At 46.4% G+C, this 17,999-nt stretch carries 16 protein-coding genes; 9 read left to right on the top strand and 7 right to left on the bottom strand.

Features of this window, described 5'->3' with window-relative positions; all coding sequences use genetic code 11:
• The first annotated feature begins 236 nt into the window (after positions 1 to 236).
• Both GVO63_RS15630 and GVO63_RS15625 read left to right on the top strand, forming a co-directional pair.
• Positions 237 to 2,555, top strand: a complete 2,319-nt coding sequence (locus tag GVO63_RS15630) for a TonB-dependent receptor (RefSeq protein WP_159581162.1) — start codon at positions 237 to 239, stop codon at positions 2,553 to 2,555.
• A 272-nt stretch (positions 2,556 to 2,827) separates the two neighbouring features.
• Positions 2,828 to 4,327, top strand: coding sequence for an NCS1 family nucleobase:cation symporter-1 (locus tag GVO63_RS15625; RefSeq protein ID WP_159581159.1), 1,500 nt, complete (start codon positions 2,828 to 2,830; stop codon positions 4,325 to 4,327).
• 97 nt (positions 4,328 to 4,424) lie between these two features.
• Here the strand turns inward: GVO63_RS15625 and GVO63_RS15620 are convergent, their stop codons facing one another.
• Entirely contained in the window at positions 4,425 to 5,159 is a 735-nt protein-coding gene (locus tag GVO63_RS15620; RefSeq protein ID WP_159494359.1) for a helix-turn-helix transcriptional regulator, read from the bottom strand.
• A gap of 131 nt (positions 5,160 to 5,290) precedes the next feature.
• On the opposite strand from GVO63_RS15620, the gene GVO63_RS15615 reads away from it, so the two are divergent.
• The 4 genes from GVO63_RS15615 (at position 5,291) to GVO63_RS15600 (ending at position 8,178) form a co-directional block, all read left to right on the top strand.
• Entirely contained in the window at positions 5,291 to 5,710 is a 420-nt protein-coding gene (locus GVO63_RS15615) for a hypothetical protein (protein ID WP_159494358.1), read from the top strand.
• A gap of 166 nt (positions 5,711 to 5,876) precedes the next feature.
• The gene (locus GVO63_RS15610; protein ID WP_159581156.1) at positions 5,877 to 6,713 is read left to right on the top strand and encodes a DUF2145 domain-containing protein; all 837 of its coding nucleotides are present in this window, start codon (positions 5,877 to 5,879) and stop codon (positions 6,711 to 6,713) included.
• Positions 6,697 to 7,155, top strand: coding sequence for an inner membrane protein YiaA (gene yiaA / locus GVO63_RS15605; RefSeq protein WP_159581153.1), 459 nt, complete (start codon positions 6,697 to 6,699; stop codon positions 7,153 to 7,155). The genes GVO63_RS15610 and yiaA overlap by 17 nt, the downstream gene beginning before the upstream one ends.
• Before the next feature lie 189 nt (positions 7,156 to 7,344).
• The gene (locus GVO63_RS15600; protein WP_159581150.1) at positions 7,345 to 8,178 is read left to right on the top strand and encodes a class II glutamine amidotransferase; all 834 of its coding nucleotides are present in this window, start codon (positions 7,345 to 7,347) and stop codon (positions 8,176 to 8,178) included.
• A 99-nt stretch (positions 8,179 to 8,277) separates the two neighbouring features.
• Here the strand turns inward: GVO63_RS15600 and GVO63_RS15595 are convergent, their stop codons facing one another.
• On the bottom strand, positions 8,278 to 9,276 hold the full coding sequence (locus GVO63_RS15595; RefSeq protein WP_159581147.1) for a LysR family transcriptional regulator: 999 nt from the start codon (positions 9,274 to 9,276) through the stop codon (positions 8,278 to 8,280).
• A 262-nt stretch (positions 9,277 to 9,538) separates the two neighbouring features.
• Here GVO63_RS15595 and GVO63_RS15590 point away from each other — a divergent pair, with 262 nt between their 5' ends.
• Positions 9,539 to 10,054 (top strand): lactoylglutathione lyase family protein, encoded by a 516-nt coding sequence (locus GVO63_RS15590; RefSeq protein ID WP_159581144.1) that lies wholly within the window; start codon positions 9,539 to 9,541, stop codon positions 10,052 to 10,054.
• A 125-nt stretch (positions 10,055 to 10,179) separates the two neighbouring features.
• Here the strand turns inward: GVO63_RS15590 and GVO63_RS15585 are convergent, their stop codons facing one another.
• The 4 genes from GVO63_RS15585 to GVO63_RS15570 all read right to left on the bottom strand — a co-directional run bounded on the left by GVO63_RS15585 (position 10,180) and on the right by GVO63_RS15570 (position 14,970).
• Positions 10,180 to 10,821 carry an MBL fold metallo-hydrolase gene (locus GVO63_RS15585; RefSeq protein ID WP_159494352.1) on the bottom strand — a complete coding sequence of 214 codons (642 nt, stop codon included), beginning with the start codon at positions 10,819 to 10,821 and terminating at the stop codon, positions 10,180 to 10,182.
• Between the two features lie 3 nt (positions 10,822 to 10,824).
• Positions 10,825 to 12,168, bottom strand: a complete 1,344-nt coding sequence (locus GVO63_RS15580) for an APC family permease (protein WP_159581130.1) — start codon at positions 12,166 to 12,168, stop codon at positions 10,825 to 10,827.
• A complete protein-coding gene (locus tag GVO63_RS15575; protein ID WP_159581128.1) occupies positions 12,165 to 13,856 on the bottom strand; it encodes an amidohydrolase in 1,692 nt (563 codons plus the stop codon). The genes GVO63_RS15580 and GVO63_RS15575 overlap by 4 nt, the downstream gene beginning before the upstream one ends.
• A 73-nt stretch (positions 13,857 to 13,929) precedes the next feature.
• Positions 13,930 to 14,970: a serine/threonine dehydratase gene (locus GVO63_RS15570; protein WP_159581125.1), complete on the bottom strand. Its 1,041-nt coding sequence runs from the start codon at positions 14,968 to 14,970 to the stop codon at positions 13,930 to 13,932.
• Between the two features lie 314 nt (positions 14,971 to 15,284).
• Here GVO63_RS15570 and GVO63_RS15565 point away from each other — a divergent pair, with 314 nt between their 5' ends.
• Both GVO63_RS15565 and GVO63_RS15560 read left to right on the top strand, forming a co-directional pair.
• Entirely contained in the window at positions 15,285 to 15,485 is a 201-nt protein-coding gene (locus GVO63_RS15565) for an EAL domain-containing protein (RefSeq protein WP_268891654.1), read from the top strand.
• 11 nt (positions 15,486 to 15,496) lie between these two features.
• Complete coding sequence (locus GVO63_RS15560; RefSeq protein WP_014950757.1) at positions 15,497 to 15,871, top strand: PH domain-containing protein; 375 nt, start codon at positions 15,497 to 15,499, stop codon at positions 15,869 to 15,871.
• Between the two features lie 134 nt (positions 15,872 to 16,005).
• Here GVO63_RS15560 and GVO63_RS15555 read toward each other — a convergent pair whose 3' ends face one another.
• Positions 16,006 to 17,853, bottom strand: a complete 1,848-nt coding sequence (locus GVO63_RS15555; RefSeq protein WP_159581122.1) for a S8 family serine peptidase — start codon at positions 17,851 to 17,853, stop codon at positions 16,006 to 16,008.
• Positions 17,854 to 17,999 lie beyond the last annotated feature (146 nt).

Genomic DNA, 17,999 nt, shown 5'->3' with positions numbered 1-17,999 from the left:
TATCGCAGCCAATCGAGTTCAGCAGGCAGTAAATCTAAAAATTCGGCTTAACACTAAGTCACTAATAATAACAATTTAAACCTGCAAGCCTTTGGCAGTTCCTCTCCAGTCCTGCCTTAGGTTTGCAACCTAGTGGCAATCGATATGCAGTTCACATCGACCGTTACTCTTATAAAAAATATCGGGACAACACCGCCGCAAGGCTTGTTAAAAAGAACTATAAACGAGAGTAAAACATGCATACGTTAAACACACACAAGCGTCTGCTGGCGTTAACCGTAGCTACAGCGTTAAGTGCGCCTGCGGCTTTTGCTGCAGAGAATGTTTGGGAAAGTATTGAAGTCACCGCGCAAAAGCGCAATGAGAATATCAGTGATGTGGGGATCGCCATCACCGCTTTTTCTGGCGAACAACTAGAGGCACTTGGCCTTGAAAGTAGTACCGAGCTCATCGCCTTTACACCGGGTGTATCGTTGGCCGGGGATATTGGTGGGCAGCGCGCTATTTTCAATATTCGAGGCGTGGTGCAAAACGACTATGCCGATTTAGCTGAAGCACCCGTGGCGGTCTATGTCGACGGTGGCTACTTAGCGAGTACCCAAGCGCAAACCTTTGGTTTGTTCGATGTAGCTCGTATAGAAATTCTCAAAGGTCCTCAGGGAACATTATTTGGTCGGAATGCCACAGGTGGATTGGTTAATACCATTACCGCAAAGCCTACAGCCGATACTGAAGGCTACGCAGAATTTACTGCCGCTCGCTTCGAGCAATACCGTTTTGAAGGTGCTATATCAGGTGAAATCGCCGACGGCGTGTATGGTCGTTTTTCTGGGTTTACCAATCAGCAAGGCGAAATTTTAGAGAACATCTACGAAGACGGCGCTGCGCCCGATACTCGATTGGGCTCTGTGGGTGGTGGCGAAGATGGTTACAACGATGATACCAAAGCGTTTCGTGCCCAGCTGATGTTTGATATTGGCGAAGAAGGTGCGTTACTTCTAAGCGGTAACTGGTCTGATACGACTAAAAGTGAAGGCCCGTATCAGGTAGTGAATACCACTGAAATAAAAGATGCCGACGGCAATGTTATTGACGTTATATACGCTGCCGACGATCCCCTTGGCTGTGACACGATTCAAGCTGGCGCGTGCGTAGATGGAAACTTTAACGGCGATCCATTTCGCCCTGTTCAAGGTGGCGATTTCAACGGTAACTTCGATCCTGACGGCTCGGGCAACAAAGTAAATAAAGACTTTGCGTTTGATGATCAAAATAAAATAAAGTCAAAAGGGCTCGCCGCAACGCTTGACTATGCTTTCGAAACATTCGATTTCTTTGCTATGTCTGATTACAAGGAATTCAAGCGCACAGTAGGGCTCGATTCTGACCAAACTGCGTCACCAGAGCTTATTTTCCAGTCTAACAGCACTATAGAGCAGTTCAGCCAAGAGTTTCGTGTCTCTGGGCAAACTGCAGACGTAAAATGGGTCAGCGGGCTTTATTATCTTTCAATTGATACAGACTACAGCCAAGGCTTAGCCGGTTCTCCAACAACCTTTTTCTTAGGTGGCGAAGAGAACAATACCTTAGTGTCACTTGAAACCGAGTCATATTCAGTATTTGGACAGGTAGACTACAGCCTAAGCGACGACCTTGTTCTGGTTGGTGGGTTACGTTACACCCGCGAGGATAAAGACTTTGTAGGCAACGTGTATCAAAACGAGAATACGAATGATCGTGTCATTGAAATTGATACCAGTACGCCGTCGCTTGAATTCGTAGAGCAAAGCAATGACCAGAATTTATGGTCTGCGAAACTTCAATTGGAATACAGCGTAGGCGATAGCTTGTATTACGCTGGCGTGAACCGCGGTGTGAAAGCGGGAAGCTTTAATGCCCCGTTGTTCGGTGGTTTCAGCTTTTATGAACCTGAAGAACTCACCTCTTATGAAGCAGGCTTAAAGCACAGCTTTATGCAGGGCAGCGGCGTATTCAATGCCAATGTATTCTACTATGACTATAACGATTACCAGTCTTTTTCATGGGTAAATAACGCGGGTGTGGTCACCAATGAAGAGGCGTCGTTTAGTGGTGTCGAGCTAGAGGTCTTTTTAACACCGACAGACAGTTTGGATGTAATGGTTAACTTCTCATATACCGACGCGGTCGTAGAAGACTTAGAAGTTGCTTCGGGCTATTTTGCCGATACTACACCACCATTTACCCCCGAATATCAAGCGTCAGCCATGGTGAGATATAACTGGGATGCGTTCAACGGCAATATGGCAGCCCAGCTATCGGCAAGCTATCAGTCGGAAACCTTTCATAACGCGCGTAATTTTACTGCGCATGAAATTGATAGTTATGCGACAGCCGATACACGTTTAACCTGGGTAGATGCACAAGATAAATGGCTGCTAGCAGCTTACGTAGATAATCTGTTCGATTCAGACCACGAGCTTATTGGCTTTGACGTGACAGGCTTTTATGGGACCAGTCAAATTTCCTATGCGAAACCTAGAACTTATGGCGTAACAATAAGGCGTAATTTCTAATTTGTTAGGTATCCGTTTTATTTACTTTAGTAAGGCGTCAAACCTAGCTTAAAAAAAACGTGAGTAGCAAATCTATATGCCGACTTGTACAGACGGGTATGTAGATTTGCTCTTTCAACAAGAGAGAAACGGCAGCATTTTTGCTTTCATTATTTCTTACAGATTTAAACACTACATGTTATGGACTTAACGCTACTAAAAAGCCATTGAGAGAATCGACGTTTTGTTAAAAGAAGCAACAAGCAATACCAAACTCAATAAGGATATAAATCGTGGATAACACCAACAATCAACCCATGACCAAACCTTCCCATTACGATGGCGACCTCTGGAACGAAGATTTAGCGCCAACCAGCGAGGCAACGCGAACCTGGAGTTGGAAAGACTATGCGGCATTGTGGGTGGCCATGGTGGTATGTGTACCTACTTATCTCTTGTCAGCAGGACTGGTGTCAGAAGGCATGAATTGGTATCAAGCGGTGATCACCGTGCTGCTGGGCAATATTATTGTGCTTGTCCCCATGATGTTGATTGGTCATGCAGGGGCAAAATACGGTTTACCCTTTCCTGTTTTGCTGCGTAGCGCGTTTGGAACTAAAGGCGCGAAGATTCCTGCATTGGCGCGAGGCCTTGTCGCGTGCGGATGGTTTGGTATTAACACATGGGTAGGTGGCAGTGCGATTTATGTTATTTTAAATAGCGTGAGCGGCGATGCTTTTGTGGGGCCGGCGCTGCCATTTTTAGGTATCGATCTCACACAAACCTTATGCTTCTTCGCCTTTTGGGCGATGCACCTGGTTTTTATCAAACACGGCACGGAATCCATTCGCTGGCTAGAGACGTTCGCTGCACCATTTTTGATCTTAATGGGCCTGGCGCTTCTTGGTTGGGCATATGTGAATGCGGGTGGCTTTGGACAAATGCTTTCCACACCCTCTCAATTTGTGGAAGGCGGCGCTAAAGAAGGGCAGTTTTGGACAGCCTTTTTCGCAGGCCTTACGTCTATGGTGGGCTTTTGGGCGACCATGGCGTTGAATATTCCCGACTTTACCCGTTTTGCCAAATCACAAAAAGACCAAATGCTAGGACAAGCGATTGGCTTACCCTTACCTATGGCATTGTTTGCTTTCATCGGGGTAGCGGTAACGTCGGCAACGGTTACTATTTTCGGTGAAGCTATTTGGGACCCTGTTGCCCTAGCTGGTCGAATGGGGGGCATGGGGGTAGTGTTTGCCCTTGCTGCATTGGCACTGGCTACGTTAACAACGAACCTAGCGGCTAACATGGTAGCACCTGCTTACGGCTTTTCTAATATGGCGCCATCGAGAATAAGCTTCAAAATGGGGGGCTATATTACAGCAGGTATTGGCGTGGCTATTTTCCCTTGGAAGCTGCTTGAAACAGCCGGTGGATATTTGTTTACTTGGCTTACGGGCTATTCCGCGCTGCTTGGTCCTATTGCGGGTATTTTAATTGCTGACTACTTCATTTTGAGAAAATCAACATTAAACATTGATGCACTGTTTCAGCATTCTGGCGAATATGGTGCAAGCAACGGCTGGAACATCGCTGGTGTAACAGCCCTTATTGTAGGTATTCTGCCAAACATACCTGGCTTTCTTCACGCCGCAGGGTTCGTGGAACGTGTACCTGTTATTTTCGATACACTTTACGCTTATGCGTGGTTTGTGGGCCTAATAATCGCCAGCGTTATCTACTTACTGCTCTCTAACAGAGTGCCGGTTACCATGCAGGTAAAGAGCGTCTCCTAATAAGGGGGGCAGAGTACATTTCTGGGCACTAAACTATTGGGGGAAGGGTGCTTTTCTACGTAATGTACTCTGACCCTCCAAATATACTTCGACAGGGTTATTTTCGCTTCATATTTTCGAAAAGCGATGGCTCCCAGGGGCGCATGGCCATTAATAGCCCTATGTGCTGACGTTCTTCAATCGGCAGAGCATTATCTTCACTACTGAGTTTTGCTGCCTCTTGTCGCAGCTGTTCAAGACGGCGCTGAATAATGGAAATCGAGGTTTTAGAATAGCGCCCACGCAGGTAAAAACGGAACATCCATGGTTCGTTTTTCTTTGGGGCCATAAATTTAACCATCACTTCCTGCTCCATAAATTTCTCTAGCGGACCGCCTGGGATCCAGCGAAAATTCTGCGCAATAAGTAGCTTGTAACGATTGTTCGGCAGCAACTCGATAAGCTTAAGTTTATCTAAAGTCGTCATAAGTTTGATGCCTTCAACCTCGGAAATATTGTAGTACTTAATAATTTCCGAAAAGCGCCAACCATCACGTACACATACTGCCGCGAGAAGTAGCTTGGGATTAGCGAGTAACTCCATCTCTTGTTGCTCAGATAGCTGAGATATTTTTTCCTGCTGTTTCTGGGATAGGCTAAACAGGTCGCTGAGTGACAAATTCAGGCATTCGCAGATTTGCTCTAATTTTTCGAGACTAAAAGCCTGCAGTGAGAAATTTCGTTTCACGCTGGCTTCGCTAACATTCAGTGTTTGAGCAAGCTGTTTATACGTAATTCGCTTCTCACGTAAACATTGTTTCATCGTATCGTATACAAGACTGATTTGGCTCATAGTATTAAAATTTTATACCAGTGGTGTAAATTAATACTACATCAGTAATTATGGTTTACGAAATTTATTCTTGGTTCTAGTGTAGAACGTGTTGAGGCACATTTCGCCTCTACGTATTAGGAGCTAGTGATATGAAAAATTCGCGTTCAACATTGATGTTAACTGCACTATTCAGTAGTGCTCTTCTTATCCAGACTGCAGCAGCAGATGATTCTATCGATCACAGTGGCAAAGCCAGCAAGCATAGTGCGCTTGCAGCATCTGAAGGCCTAGCAACAACGGCGTCAGTGGCCAGTGCGGTGGTTGCAGTACCAGTGATCCTCACAGGCAGTGTTGTCATTGCAGGTAGCGCTGTTGTAGAAAGCGCAGTTGATGAAAGTGCTCGCAATGTTCATGCAGCGAGTCATCAGTCTTCCGTTGATAACAACCAGCCGTTGGTAATTACCGAAACAATCATTACTGCCGACCCTGCGCCAAACAAAGTTATCGCGACTACAAACACGACGACCACTAACACAACAACGACAACGACTACCACCACTAAACGTTAAGTAAGGTTGACGGCTAGCCCTCATCAAGCGCTCCTATAAACCTAGCTCTAGCTTATGAAAGATACACAAGAGCGAACGTGCGGGATATTGAGTGTTCCGCAAAAAAGTAGCGAGCGCTAAACGGGCTATAAGCAACCAAGGTTTAGGCTATCAAGGTAGAGAAAGTATGAAAACATTCTTGTATTCAATGGTTTTGCTAATGGCATTACTTGTTGTAAATGTAGATCATGCGCTGGCAGGGAGTCAGCAACATGGGAAGCCTTCGTTTTCACCAGAGGCCATTGCCACCTTTTCAAAAGATGTTGAAAAGTATGCGGCAGGTCAAGGGGCTCGCGCCTTTATAATTGCAAGGCGAGGCAGGCCTGTTGAAGACATGCCAGAGGGGATTCGCTTTACACACACGGCCATTGCTATCTATTCAAATATACAGTTAGAGAATGGAGAAACGGCCAAGGGCTATGCCATTCACAATTTGTATCAAGATGCTGACAAACAAGACGTTAGTCACTTAATTACTGACTATCCCGTGGACTTTTTCTGGAGTGCTTATGCGCTAGAAGCGGGCATTATTATTCCTTCAGTTGCTGTGCAGCAAGCGCTTATTAGTATGTACAGCGAAGATAAAGCGAAACTGTTGCACAATCCACGCTATTCAGTAGTCGCCAACCCATTTAACAGCGAACGTCAGAACTGTACAGAGTATACCTTAGATGTGTTAAACGCTGCGGTGTACTCCACTACAGATATTGCCCAGCTTAAAGCTAATGCCAAAGCGCATTTTACGCCGCAAAAAGTCAATATGAGCCGCGCAAAACTTGGCTTAGCAAGTATGTTCAGCGATGGCGTAACACTGTCTGATCACGGCCGTAAGGTAGAAACGACTACTTTTGGTAGCCTCGCTCGCTACATGCAGAAATACGACTTATCGGAAAAAACCGTTATTTTTACAAGTAACGAGCAGATAACTAATATTGAGGAGTTTTCCAATGCAGACTCAGAATAAACCAACCAAAGCGTTTCGCATTGCTTCACTGGCAGCACTAATTGTGGGTGTAAGTGCTTATTTTATCGGCCTGTACAATGCGCCAATGGCGCTTAACGAAAAAGGATACTACTTCACCATTATGTTGTTTGGCTTATTTTCAGTGGTGAGCTTGCAGAAAACGGTACGTGACAAAATGGAAGGCGTGCCTACGACCAAAGCGTACTTTTTGGCATCCACTGTAGCTACTGCATCAGCCATTTTGCTGTTAATCATTGGATTAGTGAACGCCGAACTTTTACTCAGTGAAAAAGGTTTCTTCGGTATGGCTTTCACTTTAAGCTTATTTGCCGCTATCACGGTACAGAAGAACGTACGCGACAGCCAAATTATGGGCGAGTCATTTGACGGAAGTAGCGATAGAAAAAGCAACACTGCAGAGCACGAAGAGAAAGCCGCTTAGAAAGGTGGGGTCAGAGTACTTTTTCAAGTAATGTCTTCTGACCCCATACCCCATACCTTTGCTAAGGGTGAGGCGCACTTATACCGTCACCCAAAATTGATACGCCTACCTAATGTCGCATTGATTCGAGCCGAGAGCTTGCGTATTCTCAATGTACTTAAGAAATAACTGCTATAGGTAATAAACGCTGTGTGTGAACTTTTAGGCATGAGTGCGAACACGCCAACCGACCTCTGTTTTAGTTTTACTGGGCTAACTCGCCGAGGCGGTGAAACTGGGCCGCACAAAGACGGTTGGGGCGTTGCGTTTTATGAAGGCAAGGGAGTGCGTATGTTTCACGATCCCGAACCTTGCGCCACATCACCCATCGCTGATTTTGTCTCGAAGCTGCCTATAAAAAGCAAAAGTGCGATTTGCCATATTCGTCAGGCTAATGTAGGTAACATCAATTTAGCCAATACCCACCCCTTTACCCGTGAACTGTGGGGTCGATATTGGGTATTTGCACACAATGGGCAACTCCCAAACTTCTCACCTCGAGCCGGTATTTATGAGGCGGTCGGCGATACCGATAGCGAAGCGCTTTTCTGCGACATCATGAACAATGTAAGACAGAATTTATCCCGAGACGCCATGCCTGAACAGTTAGCTGAAACGCTGGTGGCACTAGCGCAAGAGTATGCTCAGCAGGGCGTTTTTAACTGTTTGTTGAGCAACGGCGAATGGCTATTTACCTTCTGTAGTACAAAGTTAGCCAGCATTACACGTAGAGCGCCTTTCGGCCCCGCCTGTTTAAGTGATGTAGAGGTTGAAATAGATTTCGCCGCTGAAACCACGCCCAAGGATGTGGTGAGTATTATTGCAACTGAACCGTTAACCAACGATGAAAAGTGGGACATTTACGAGCGGGGCGAGTGGAAGCTATGGCAGGAAGGCGAAGTGATTGCCTCAGGTAAAGTGGACGTGCCTGAACATAAAAGGGAAGCGGAGATGGTAGCGCCCGCCCCGTCGCTGCACGACTAATCGCGAATCGTGGGGTCAGAGTAATTTTAATAGTCCGCTCTCAACATGCTTAGCGCTTGGTGGGTAAGCCAGCTTAATAATGAACTCTGACCAAAATTTTTACCTCAATACTTCGGTGATGGCCTGTTTTATAACTTGGTAGCGTGCAGGTAAGGCGCTGTGAGGCGTTTGAACACTGTATAAGGGCTCGGTTACTTCATTCTTGGCTTTATAAACCGTAAGTTTGTCAGCAAATGACACAAAGTCTAGCGTGCTGGTAGGGAGCACGGTGAAACCTAACCCTTTACTTACTGGCAGCAGAATTTGTGAAAGCTGGTTAATGTAGCCGGTATGAGGTAGCTTATTTGGCGTAATATTAGCGAGCTCCGACTCTCCACAATCGTGAAAGTAGCGCTGTAAATAATGCATGGCATCGGGGTGATTGATGAGCCCTAGGGTGTGGATAACGGCTTTTAAATCAATTTTCTCATTTGCTGCACGTGCTTCTCTTTTAGACAAACTGTTTGGTGTAGCTTGAGAACCCATGTCAGAACGCGGTTTATTGTCAAGCGATGTTGAATATTGCGCTGCAAGTGCATCGGGTAGGGTTCGGGGTAAAATAAGTCCCAATGCTTCTTCGCCCAAATATTCGCTAAGGACGTCTTCGCTGTCAGGCTTGTTCGTTACAATACCCAGTTCTAGCGTGTTGTTTGCGATACCAGATAAAATTGTGCGGCGGGGAGCCACTTCCACGTGAATATTGAGCGCGCTATGCTTTTTTTGCAGTGCTAGTAGGGCGGGATAAATGCGTTGAGCAATTGCGCCAGAACACGCAACGATGCATTTACCTTCATAGGGGGCGTCAAACTTTAAGCTGGCAATGAAATCTTGCTCTGTTGCCTGCTGTTCTTTGGCGTAATGGTATACCCGCTGGCCCTGTTCAGTGAGTTGAATACCTCTACCTAATCGCACCACCAGTTCACACTGGCATGCCTCTTCAAGTTTTTTAAGGTGCTGACTTACCCCCGGCTGAGTCATAAACCGTTGTTCAGCGGTTCGAGTGAAGTTTCCTGTTTCTACTAACGTAATGAAAGTGTCTAGCCAGAGAGGATTGAACATCTTGGTATAATTTAAAATTATCAAATTTAGAAAATATCATAATTTCATGTTTTTGCTTTGTCTAGCTACTATGTATGCACGTTCACTTAAGCGGTGTTCGAGATGGTCTTCTAGCGAGAAGGTTTGTAACAACGTCTATATCAAACGCGTTTTTGAGCCCGCATTGGTCTTGAATTGAACTTGCTTTGATTTTGGCACCGAAACAGCCAAGAGGGCGGCCGCTTAAGCCATTTTGTTAACTTGCACTACATAGGAGTAAGTAATGACTGAAGCAGTAAAAACACCGTATCCACGTACGTTTTCTCATATTGGTATTTCAGTACCAGACCTAGACGCCGCCGTGAAGTTTTACACTGAAGTACTTGGCTGGTACCTCATCATGAAACCAACTGAGATTGTTGAAGATGACTCGGCTATTGGTGAAATGTGTACCGACGTATTTGGTCCGGGCTGGGGTAAATTCCGCATTGCACATTTATCAACGGGCGACCGCGTAGGCGTAGAAATCTTCGAATTTAGCAACCAAGAGAACCCAGAAAACAACTTTGAATATTGGAAAACCGGTATCTTCCACTTCTGCGTTCAAGACCCAGACGTAGAAGGTTTAGCTGAAAAGATTGTTGCCGCTGGTGGTAAAAAACGGATGAAAGCGCCGCGTTACTATTACCCAGGAGAAAAGCCTTATCGCATGATTTACATGGAAGACCCGTTTGGCAACATCCTTGAAATATATAGTCACAGCTATGAGTTGCATTATGCTAGCGGTGCATATGAATAAGCATTAGTTGGTAGGGGGCTGTTACATATCGCTACAAGCTTGTATGTAGCAGGCGTTAAATAAAGCGGGAAGGTGAGGGCGTTAATAGCAGTTAAACGTACCTCGCCTTTTTATTTGCAATTAGCCTAACCGAACCTGCCAGACACATAAGGATTCGTAGCCTTTTCGGTGGCAACCGTAGTGGTTGGTCCGTGGCCAGGGTAAATCGTCATATCATCGGGCAATACCATGATCTTTTGTTTTATAGAGTCGATAAGCTGCTGATGGTTGCCTTGCGGAAAATCAGTTCTACCAATTGAGCCTGCGAAAATGACATCCCCTACGATAACGCGATTACTTGAGCGTTCTACCAACACCACATGTCCAGGCGTATGACCCGGGCAATGGAGCACCTCTAGCGTTAAATTTCCGACTGAAATGGTGTCATTGTCGTTCAACCATTCATTGGGAGTGAAAGGCTGGGCAGGCGGAAAGCCAAACATCTGGCTTTGCTGCATAAGTGCATCTAACCAGAATTTGTCGCCAATATGGGGACCAATAATAGGAACGCCGTAATGTTGTGCGATGGCAACGGTGCCACCCACATGATCTAAGTGCCCATGAGTCAGTATGATTTTTTCTATACTTACCCCTTTGCTAGACGCCGCATCAATGAGCTTTTCAATGTCGCCACCTGGGTCTACAAATGCGCCTTTGTCAGTCGATGGGTCCCAAATTAATGAACAGTTTTGGGCAAAGGGCGTAACGGGTATAACTTGAATTTCCACTGCTTAACCTTTTGATATTTTGTTGCCTAGAGTGAAATGAAAAAGCGCAAAATAGAGTAACGCGCCAACCGCTAATTCACCTAATAAAAAGAGCCACGCGTGAGTTGATGATTGTGCAATAGACCATGCGCAAACTGCTAATGCAACAAAGGGTATCAAACGCTTTAACAGGTTTACAGGGCTTGCGAACGCGTGCGTTGCATGTTGCGCTGAATGGCGCTGCGCTTTTATCAGTACGACTACACATATTGCATAGACAACAAGCCTCGCAAGCACACTTGAAATTGCCAGCCACACAAAGCTGCCGCTAAGCGCCATAGCTCCGGCAAATACGCCTAGCACAAAGACGGAAATAAACGGCGTTGAATAAGTAGTGTGAACTTTACCTAGCGCGTCGCCCAATTGACCTGGGATAAGCGACTGCTGGGCCATAGAAAAGGTAAGGCGTGATGTGGAAATCATATTCGCTAACAAATTGCCAGCAACGGATACGACTGCAGTAAGCGTCATAACAAGCGCGCCGGTTTCGCCAAATATCATATCGGCTAGAGCAATCAGTGGAGCGCTATCAGGCTTAGCAGGGCCTACGGTGTGCCAATAAAGCCACTGCACGCAAAAGTAAAATATAGCAATACCCGAGACGGTAAGCATTAGAGCGCGAGGTATGGTCTTTTTCGGCGAGTTGGTTTCACCGCTCGTTACCACTACCGTTTCAAAACCAATAAACGCATAAAGCGTAAGTAGTGCTCCGGCAGATACGGTGTCAAATGCAGGAACGATGGATGCCGAAGTACTGGTGAGCGCGATGGAAAAGTCGAGCTGCCAGTAGCCAGCTACAATGAGCATGACAAAAGGCAACAGTTTTAGCACCGAGATAGTATCGAGTGAGCGCATGGCGGCTTTAAGGCCAATAATATTCACCACAATTAAGGCTGTTGTAAGCACAATAATGGCAAATGACTTGCCTACCCCAGTATTAAGCTCGGGCCACACATAACCCGCGTACAGCAACAACACGTGCATGTTGGCGGCAATCGCGGTTGCGCGAGCTAAGTAGTAAATAAAGCCCGTTTGGAATGCCGCTGCGTTACCAAAGCCTTTTTGGGCGTACACCACAGGTCCACCGGTTTCTTGGTAAAGGGTCGCCAGCTGCCCAAAGCACCATACGATAGCCAACATAAGTGCGCCGAAAATCAGAAAAATGTAGGGGCTAAACGCACCGAGTTCTGCGGCCATTTTGGCGGGCAAGGCAAAAATGCCTGCCCCAATAAGGCCGTTTAATACTAAAAGGGCGGCACCAATGCCGCCAATGCCTTTTGTTAACAGACCTTTGTTCACATTACTCATTTAGAAAAAACTTCTTCTCCAGCTACATAGGTAGCGTGCACTTCGGTTTTCCAAATGTCCTTGGCATCAATAGTGAAAATGTCTTGGTCTACCAAGATAAAGTCTGCCCATTTACCTGGTGTTAATGTACCTAGCGTATCTTCCATATGCCCAGCATAGGCCGCATCTAGGGTAAAACCTTTGAACGCTTGCTGTACGGTTAACGCTTCGTGTGCATACCAACCTTTTACCGGCTGATTATTTCTGTCTTGGCGGGTGACAGCAGCGTGAAGGCCATAGAATGGGTTGGCCAATTCTACGGGGAAGTCAGAGCCTAAGGGTAGTGCAATACCTGAGTCGAGGAGCGTTTTCCACGCGTAAGCCCCTTTCATGCGGTCTTTACCAATGCGATCTTCAGCCATGTTTTTATCGCTGGTGGCATGAGTGGGCTGCATGGAAGGCAATACTTTTAGCGACGCAAATCGGGCTAAGTCGTCAGGGGCAATAACTTGCGCATGCTCAATACGGTTGCGCAACTCGCTGCCGCCAATACTTTCGAACGTGGCTTCAAATTCGTTGAGTGCGACATGGTTGGCTTTGTCACCAATGGCGTGATAGTTAAGCTGAAAGCCAGCGCCAATAACGGTAGTGAAAAGCGCTGTCATATCTTCCGGTTGAGTCAACAAAAGGCCATGCTGATGAGGTGCATCCGAGTACGGGGCAAGTAGTGCAGCCCCTCGACTACCCAATGCGCCATCACCGTAGGCTTTGACTGAGCGAATATATAAAAAGTCGTCTTCGTCACGAATGGTGCCATTACCCAACATGGTTGAAAGCTCCGGGTCTGTGGCGCTAACCATAGCATAGATACGCACGGGTAAATCGCCTTCTACGGCCTCTTTTAAATAGAAGTCATACACATCTCTTCCCACACCAGCATCGTGCATTGACGTAATACCATTTGCTAGTAAGTGCTTACCTGCAGCGTTGAGCTGTTGCTCATATATTGCATTGCTGGCTTTGGGTAAGTACTCTTCGATTAATAGCGACGCGTTATCAATAAAAACACCGGTAGGATTGCCGTCAGCGTCTTTAATGATCTCTCCGCCAACGGGAGACTGAGTGTCTTTTGTCATGCCTGCTAGTTCCATGGCTTTAGTATTTACCCACGCAGCATGGCCATCAACACGAGTTAAAAAGACCGGTCTTTCAGAGACCACTTTATCCAAATCGGCGGCCGTCGGAAACGCTCTGTCAGACCACAGCTCTTGATTCCAACCACGCCCCGTAATCCACGTTTGTTGAGCGTTTGCAAAGGCGTAATCGGCAACCATCTTGGCCGCGTCTTGCGCACTACTGCTTTCTCGCAAATCTACTTCAAGTAAGTTTGCACCTAAGCCAAGTAAATGTCCGTGGGCATCAATTAGGCCTGGCAGCATGACTTTGCCTTCACCATCTATGGTGTCGTCAATAGCTATTTTATTTTTATCGATATTTAGCGCAAGTACCTTGCCTTCATCTATCACCAGGTTCTTAAATGAGATAAGTTCACCTGCCTCATTGAGCGTATAGCCTTTCACGTTTTCAACAAGAGTTGCAGCGCTTACACTGCCAGCGGTTGTGAAAGATAGCGCGGTGAGTAGCGCTGAGCTTATCGCGGCTAGTCGTATTGTCTTTCTTCCTTGTAATTTAGATTGCGTAGAGTTCATAGTTATCTTCTGCCTTGAGTTTTTTTCTGGAATTATTATTCTGAGTAGTCGTAATTATCTATGCGGACCGGTATTAGGCCTCAACCTTGTGAGATTCGTCTAAATCGCTAGCGTCAGTAAAATCGAGAATAGGGGGCTGCAATAAAAAATCCCGCTCCCAGATCTTTGCCATACTCGCTTGGCTAATATTACCGCCGCTTAAGATCACCAGTGCGGTTTGACCCGGTGGCGTGTTGGCAGCCCATGCTGCAACCGCAGCCATTGTCATGGCGCACGTAGGCTCTATATGAAGTTTTAACAAGTGATGAAGCCATTGGGTCCAATAGGCAATCTGGAGTTCATCGACTTCGTAAAAATCGTCAAGTTCTTGTAGAAGCGGGAACGTGATATCGCCTACAGAGGGTGTGGCTGCGCCATCTGCTAACGTATTCGGCGCGTGTTCTAGGGCAACAATTTCCCCGGCTTGAAGTGACATTGAAGCATCGTTGGCTTCAGCAGGTTCTGCACCAATGACCAAGGCGTCCGGTTGCAGTGCGCGAGTTGCTAAAAGCGTCCCCGACAGTAATCCGCCTCCGCCACATGGCGCAAAAACGGCATCTATTCTGCCCACTTCATCAAGTGCCTCAAGCGCCGCAGTACCTTGCCCGGCCACAATATCTTCGTGATTAAATGGCGGGATCCAAACAGTATCAGGAGCTTTTGACGCATCTTTTACCGCAGCGTCTGCTTCAGGACGGGTAGGGAATAGCTTTAATTCGGCGCCATAGCTTTGCGTAGCAGCAGCTTTTATTGACGAAATGGTTTCGCTTGCGAAGATGGTTGCCTTAATACCAAAGTGAGCTGCAGCATAGGCCACCGCTTGTGCATGATTCCCAGAACTATTGGCAACCACATGTTTCGGTAAACGACCTTCCTCTTTCAACCGGGCTAAAAAATTCATAGCGCCGCGAATTTTGAATGCTCCAATGGTCTGTAGGCACTCCGCTTTAAACAAAATACGGTTGCCCATCCATTCGTTGAGCAACGAAGATTCGACAATTGGCGTTTGTTTTACGTCGCCTTTTATACGTTCATAGGCTTGTTTTATATCTTCGAAATTTGGGGAAGTACTCATAACATAACGTTCTTTTTATCTTAATCCTTTAATGGGTTATAGCGCCAACAGGGGCTTTTACGCACTAAAAGTAAACAGATGTCTTACAGTGCCAGATACTGTTCGATTACGCCAGAGCCTATACCGCAAAGTGCATAATACCAGTCCGTATAGATAATTACCCAGTCAGTGGCTAAGCAGGTAAAAAATTAGTCTTAAAATTTTTCTCACGCAAATGCATTTAAGCGCCGCACAAAATCGCAGTGCGGATGCAAAGTACCTTATGCAAAGCACCTTATGCAAAATACCTTATGCATAATATCGTTTAAGATCCTATCGATCATGCTACAGTAACTGCGATAAATAATATCGCGCACAGTATGGGTAAACAGACCGTGGCCGAGTTTGTGGTCGATAACGCGACCGCTGAGGTTTTACGAGACCTTAAAGTAGATTTCGGTCAAGGCTTTGCTTTAGATAAACCCAAGCCGCTGGCGCATAGAGTTCAATGGCGAGTGAAACTTGCCTCTGCCTAAAAGGAAATGTCATGGGTTTATTTGATACCATCATGGGTAATGCCAGCGAGACGAGCGCTTCAGATGTTCAAGAAGAGCTTACGCCTATACTTGCTGCTAACGAAACCGTTACTTCTGCGTTTAAATTAGTGCGCGATTTGAGCGTATTCACAAACAAGCGCCTAATTCTTATTGATAAGCAGGGCCTGACCGGGCGCAAAGTAAACTACCACTCTATTCCTTATAAATCGATCACCCAGTTTATTGTTGAGACGGCAGGGCATTTTGATACCGACGCAGAGCTTAAAATTTGGCTGTCGGGCAAAGCCGATCCTATTGAGATTGAACTAAGTGCATCGTCTGCTCAGGCGGTACAGCAAAACCTTGCAACCCAGATGTTTAGCTAGAAACACGGCGATAAAAAAGAAAGCGGGCAGTGTGTGAACTGCCCGCTTTTTTGTTTGCTTCTATAAAATTTAGTTTCGACACGCTTTTTGCTTACTAACGCAACATCATGCCAGAAACATCAACCGTATAAGGTCTAGAAAACAACGCTAACACTTGCTGAACAGGTGGTTGTGCCAGCTTCGCAAACTTGGTAACTGTAACTGCCACCGCCTTTAACGTTAAGCGCGTCTGTATATGCTCCGTCATTAGCTGTTGTAGCAATCACGTTTCCGTTGCGATATACATCAACATTTGATGACGTAGCGTCAGCCCAAGAAAGATCCACTCTTTGTGTGCCTTTTACCTTATAGCCGGTGGCAGTAAGAGTTAATTCACCTGTGCCACCAGTACCGCCACCGCCAGTACCACCGCCGTTGCCTCCGGCGCAGCCATTTTGTGTTAGGTAATCGTTCATATCAGCCGCTTGAACAATACCGTAGCCAAAGAAATCGTCTTTACCTGTAGCTCCTGCGTCCATGGCCGTCGCTTTCAGCGCGCTTCGAATCTCTTCACCTGTACAGGTTGGGTGGTTAGACCATACTAGCGCAGCAACACCTGCAACAGCTGGTGTTGCCATTGACGTTCCGCTCATATAGCCGTAGTCACTAGCGCCAATCGAGATATCGATTGTAGATGCTGCAACTAGTGCGCTTCTATCTTCGAACGCTGCACCAACGGCAGGAATAGATGTGTTGTTTGTATCACCTAACGTACCGTAAAGCATGCCTGGTTCGTTGTTAACAATAACGGCACCTACACCACCAGATAATTCACAGTTGTTTACTTTGTCATAGAACGACACGCTACCGCGGTCGATAACACAAACTTTGCCCGTAGCGCCTGTATCTACCGCATCACCTAAACCTAAGAAGTAGGTCGCAGCCGATGCCGTTCCGGTGTTTTCCATGGCTGATGAAGCAAAACCAACACCGTCAGCACTCATCGCAGATAGAGAAGCACCACCTGCAGGATAAGTTGACAGGGTGTCTACGCCACCTGCCGTTACTTCTACACAAATGGTTTCATCGGTAGTGACGCGCTTACCGCGACCTGAAGAGCAAGAAGGGTACTGCGAGAAGTCCGCAATGTTGTTATCAGCATCGTTTGCGCCAATCATCATAACTGACGAGTAACCTGCAGGGTAAGAGCGCACGCTATTGCCGTCGTTACCCGCCGCTGCCACTACAAGGCCGCCCGCTGCTACGAAGTTTTTAAACGCATTTTCTTCTGTAGAGTTTGCGCCACCGCCGCCGAGGCTCATGTTGATGATATTGGCACCCGCCTGAGAACATAGCTGTGCTGCTTGTGCTAAATCTGATGAATAACCCCAGCCTGCAGCGTTAAACACCTTAATGATGTGCATATCAACACCTGGTGCCATGCCCACTACGCCAAAGCCGTTATCGGCTGCGCCGATGGTACCTGCTACGTGTGTGCCGTGTGGACCGCCGTTTTCAAACCAGTTGCCTGTACCAACATCGTTATCACCGGTAATCGCAGACCAATTGAAGTCGGCATTCGATGAATCTAGCCCAGAGTCGATAACACATACTTTCATGCCAGCGTTGCTATCAAACACAACTTGGTCAGCTTGCGATTGATAAACCGCATAGGGTGTTAATTGGGTTTGTGTTGGATCGCCAGCATCGTCATTAAACAATGCCATTGGTGCGCGCTTTTGGTCCGCTTCAACCAGCTTTACATGTGGGTTGTTAAGTAAACCTTTTACGTCATCTAATGACTTACCGCTGAACGTTGCAGCAATAAAGCCATCGGCATCAACGTGTATTTGTGCGCCAGATTGCTTCGCAAGTGCTTTAACAATGCCTTTTGCGTTGTTGTCTACTTGAATGATGTAACGGTCGTCGTCTGCCAGTGCGCCGAAGCTTGAAAGTGCCAAACCAGCAGCGATTAAAGAAGGGGTAAATTTATTGTTTTTCATAGGTACCACTCTGTTTCACCTGTTGTGTAATCCCACCTTTTTGATTGTTTTTTGTGGTGGGTGAGCAAATTGCTCACTTTCGAACCTACACTATGAAAAAAAATTAAACAAACCTTGTAGTAAAAAATTATTATAAAGTTTAATAA

Origin of the sequence: Alteromonas sp. KUL106 (assembly GCF_009811415.1) — a bacterium.
Lineage (GTDB): Bacteria > Pseudomonadota > Gammaproteobacteria > Enterobacterales > Alteromonadaceae > Alteromonas.
The sequence above is the reverse complement of the archived record's forward strand: the minus strand, read 5'-3'. Positions and strand labels throughout refer to the sequence as shown.

Coding starts and splice junctions, on each gene's coding strand:
- GVO63_RS15595 (WP_159581147.1), bottom strand. CDS start 9,276: ATGTTCAATCCTCTCTGGCTAGACACTTTCATTACGTTAGTAGAAACA.
- GVO63_RS15575 (WP_159581128.1), bottom strand. CDS start 13,856: ATGAACTCTACGCAATCTAAATTACAAGGAAGAAAGACAATACGACTA.
- GVO63_RS15615 (WP_159494358.1), top strand. CDS start 5,291: ATGAAAAATTCGCGTTCAACATTGATGTTAACTGCACTATTCAGTAGT.
- GVO63_RS15580 (WP_159581130.1), bottom strand. CDS start 12,168: ATGAGTAATGTGAACAAAGGTCTGTTAACAAAAGGCATTGGCGGCATT.
- GVO63_RS15570 (WP_159581125.1), bottom strand. CDS start 14,970: ATGAGTACTTCCCCAAATTTCGAAGATATAAAACAAGCCTATGAACGT.
- GVO63_RS15610 (WP_159581156.1), top strand. CDS start 5,877: ATGAAAACATTCTTGTATTCAATGGTTTTGCTAATGGCATTACTTGTT.
- GVO63_RS15590 (WP_159581144.1), top strand. CDS start 9,539: ATGACTGAAGCAGTAAAAACACCGTATCCACGTACGTTTTCTCATATT.
- GVO63_RS15620 (WP_159494359.1), bottom strand. CDS start 5,159: ATGAGCCAAATCAGTCTTGTATACGATACGATGAAACAATGTTTACGT.
- yiaA (WP_159581153.1), top strand. CDS start 6,697: ATGCAGACTCAGAATAAACCAACCAAAGCGTTTCGCATTGCTTCACTG.
- GVO63_RS15555 (WP_159581122.1), bottom strand. CDS start 17,853: ATGAAAAACAATAAATTTACCCCTTCTTTAATCGCTGCTGGTTTGGCA.
- GVO63_RS15630 (WP_159581162.1), top strand. CDS start 237: ATGCATACGTTAAACACACACAAGCGTCTGCTGGCGTTAACCGTAGCT.
- GVO63_RS15560 (WP_014950757.1), top strand. CDS start 15,497: ATGGGTTTATTTGATACCATCATGGGTAATGCCAGCGAGACGAGCGCT.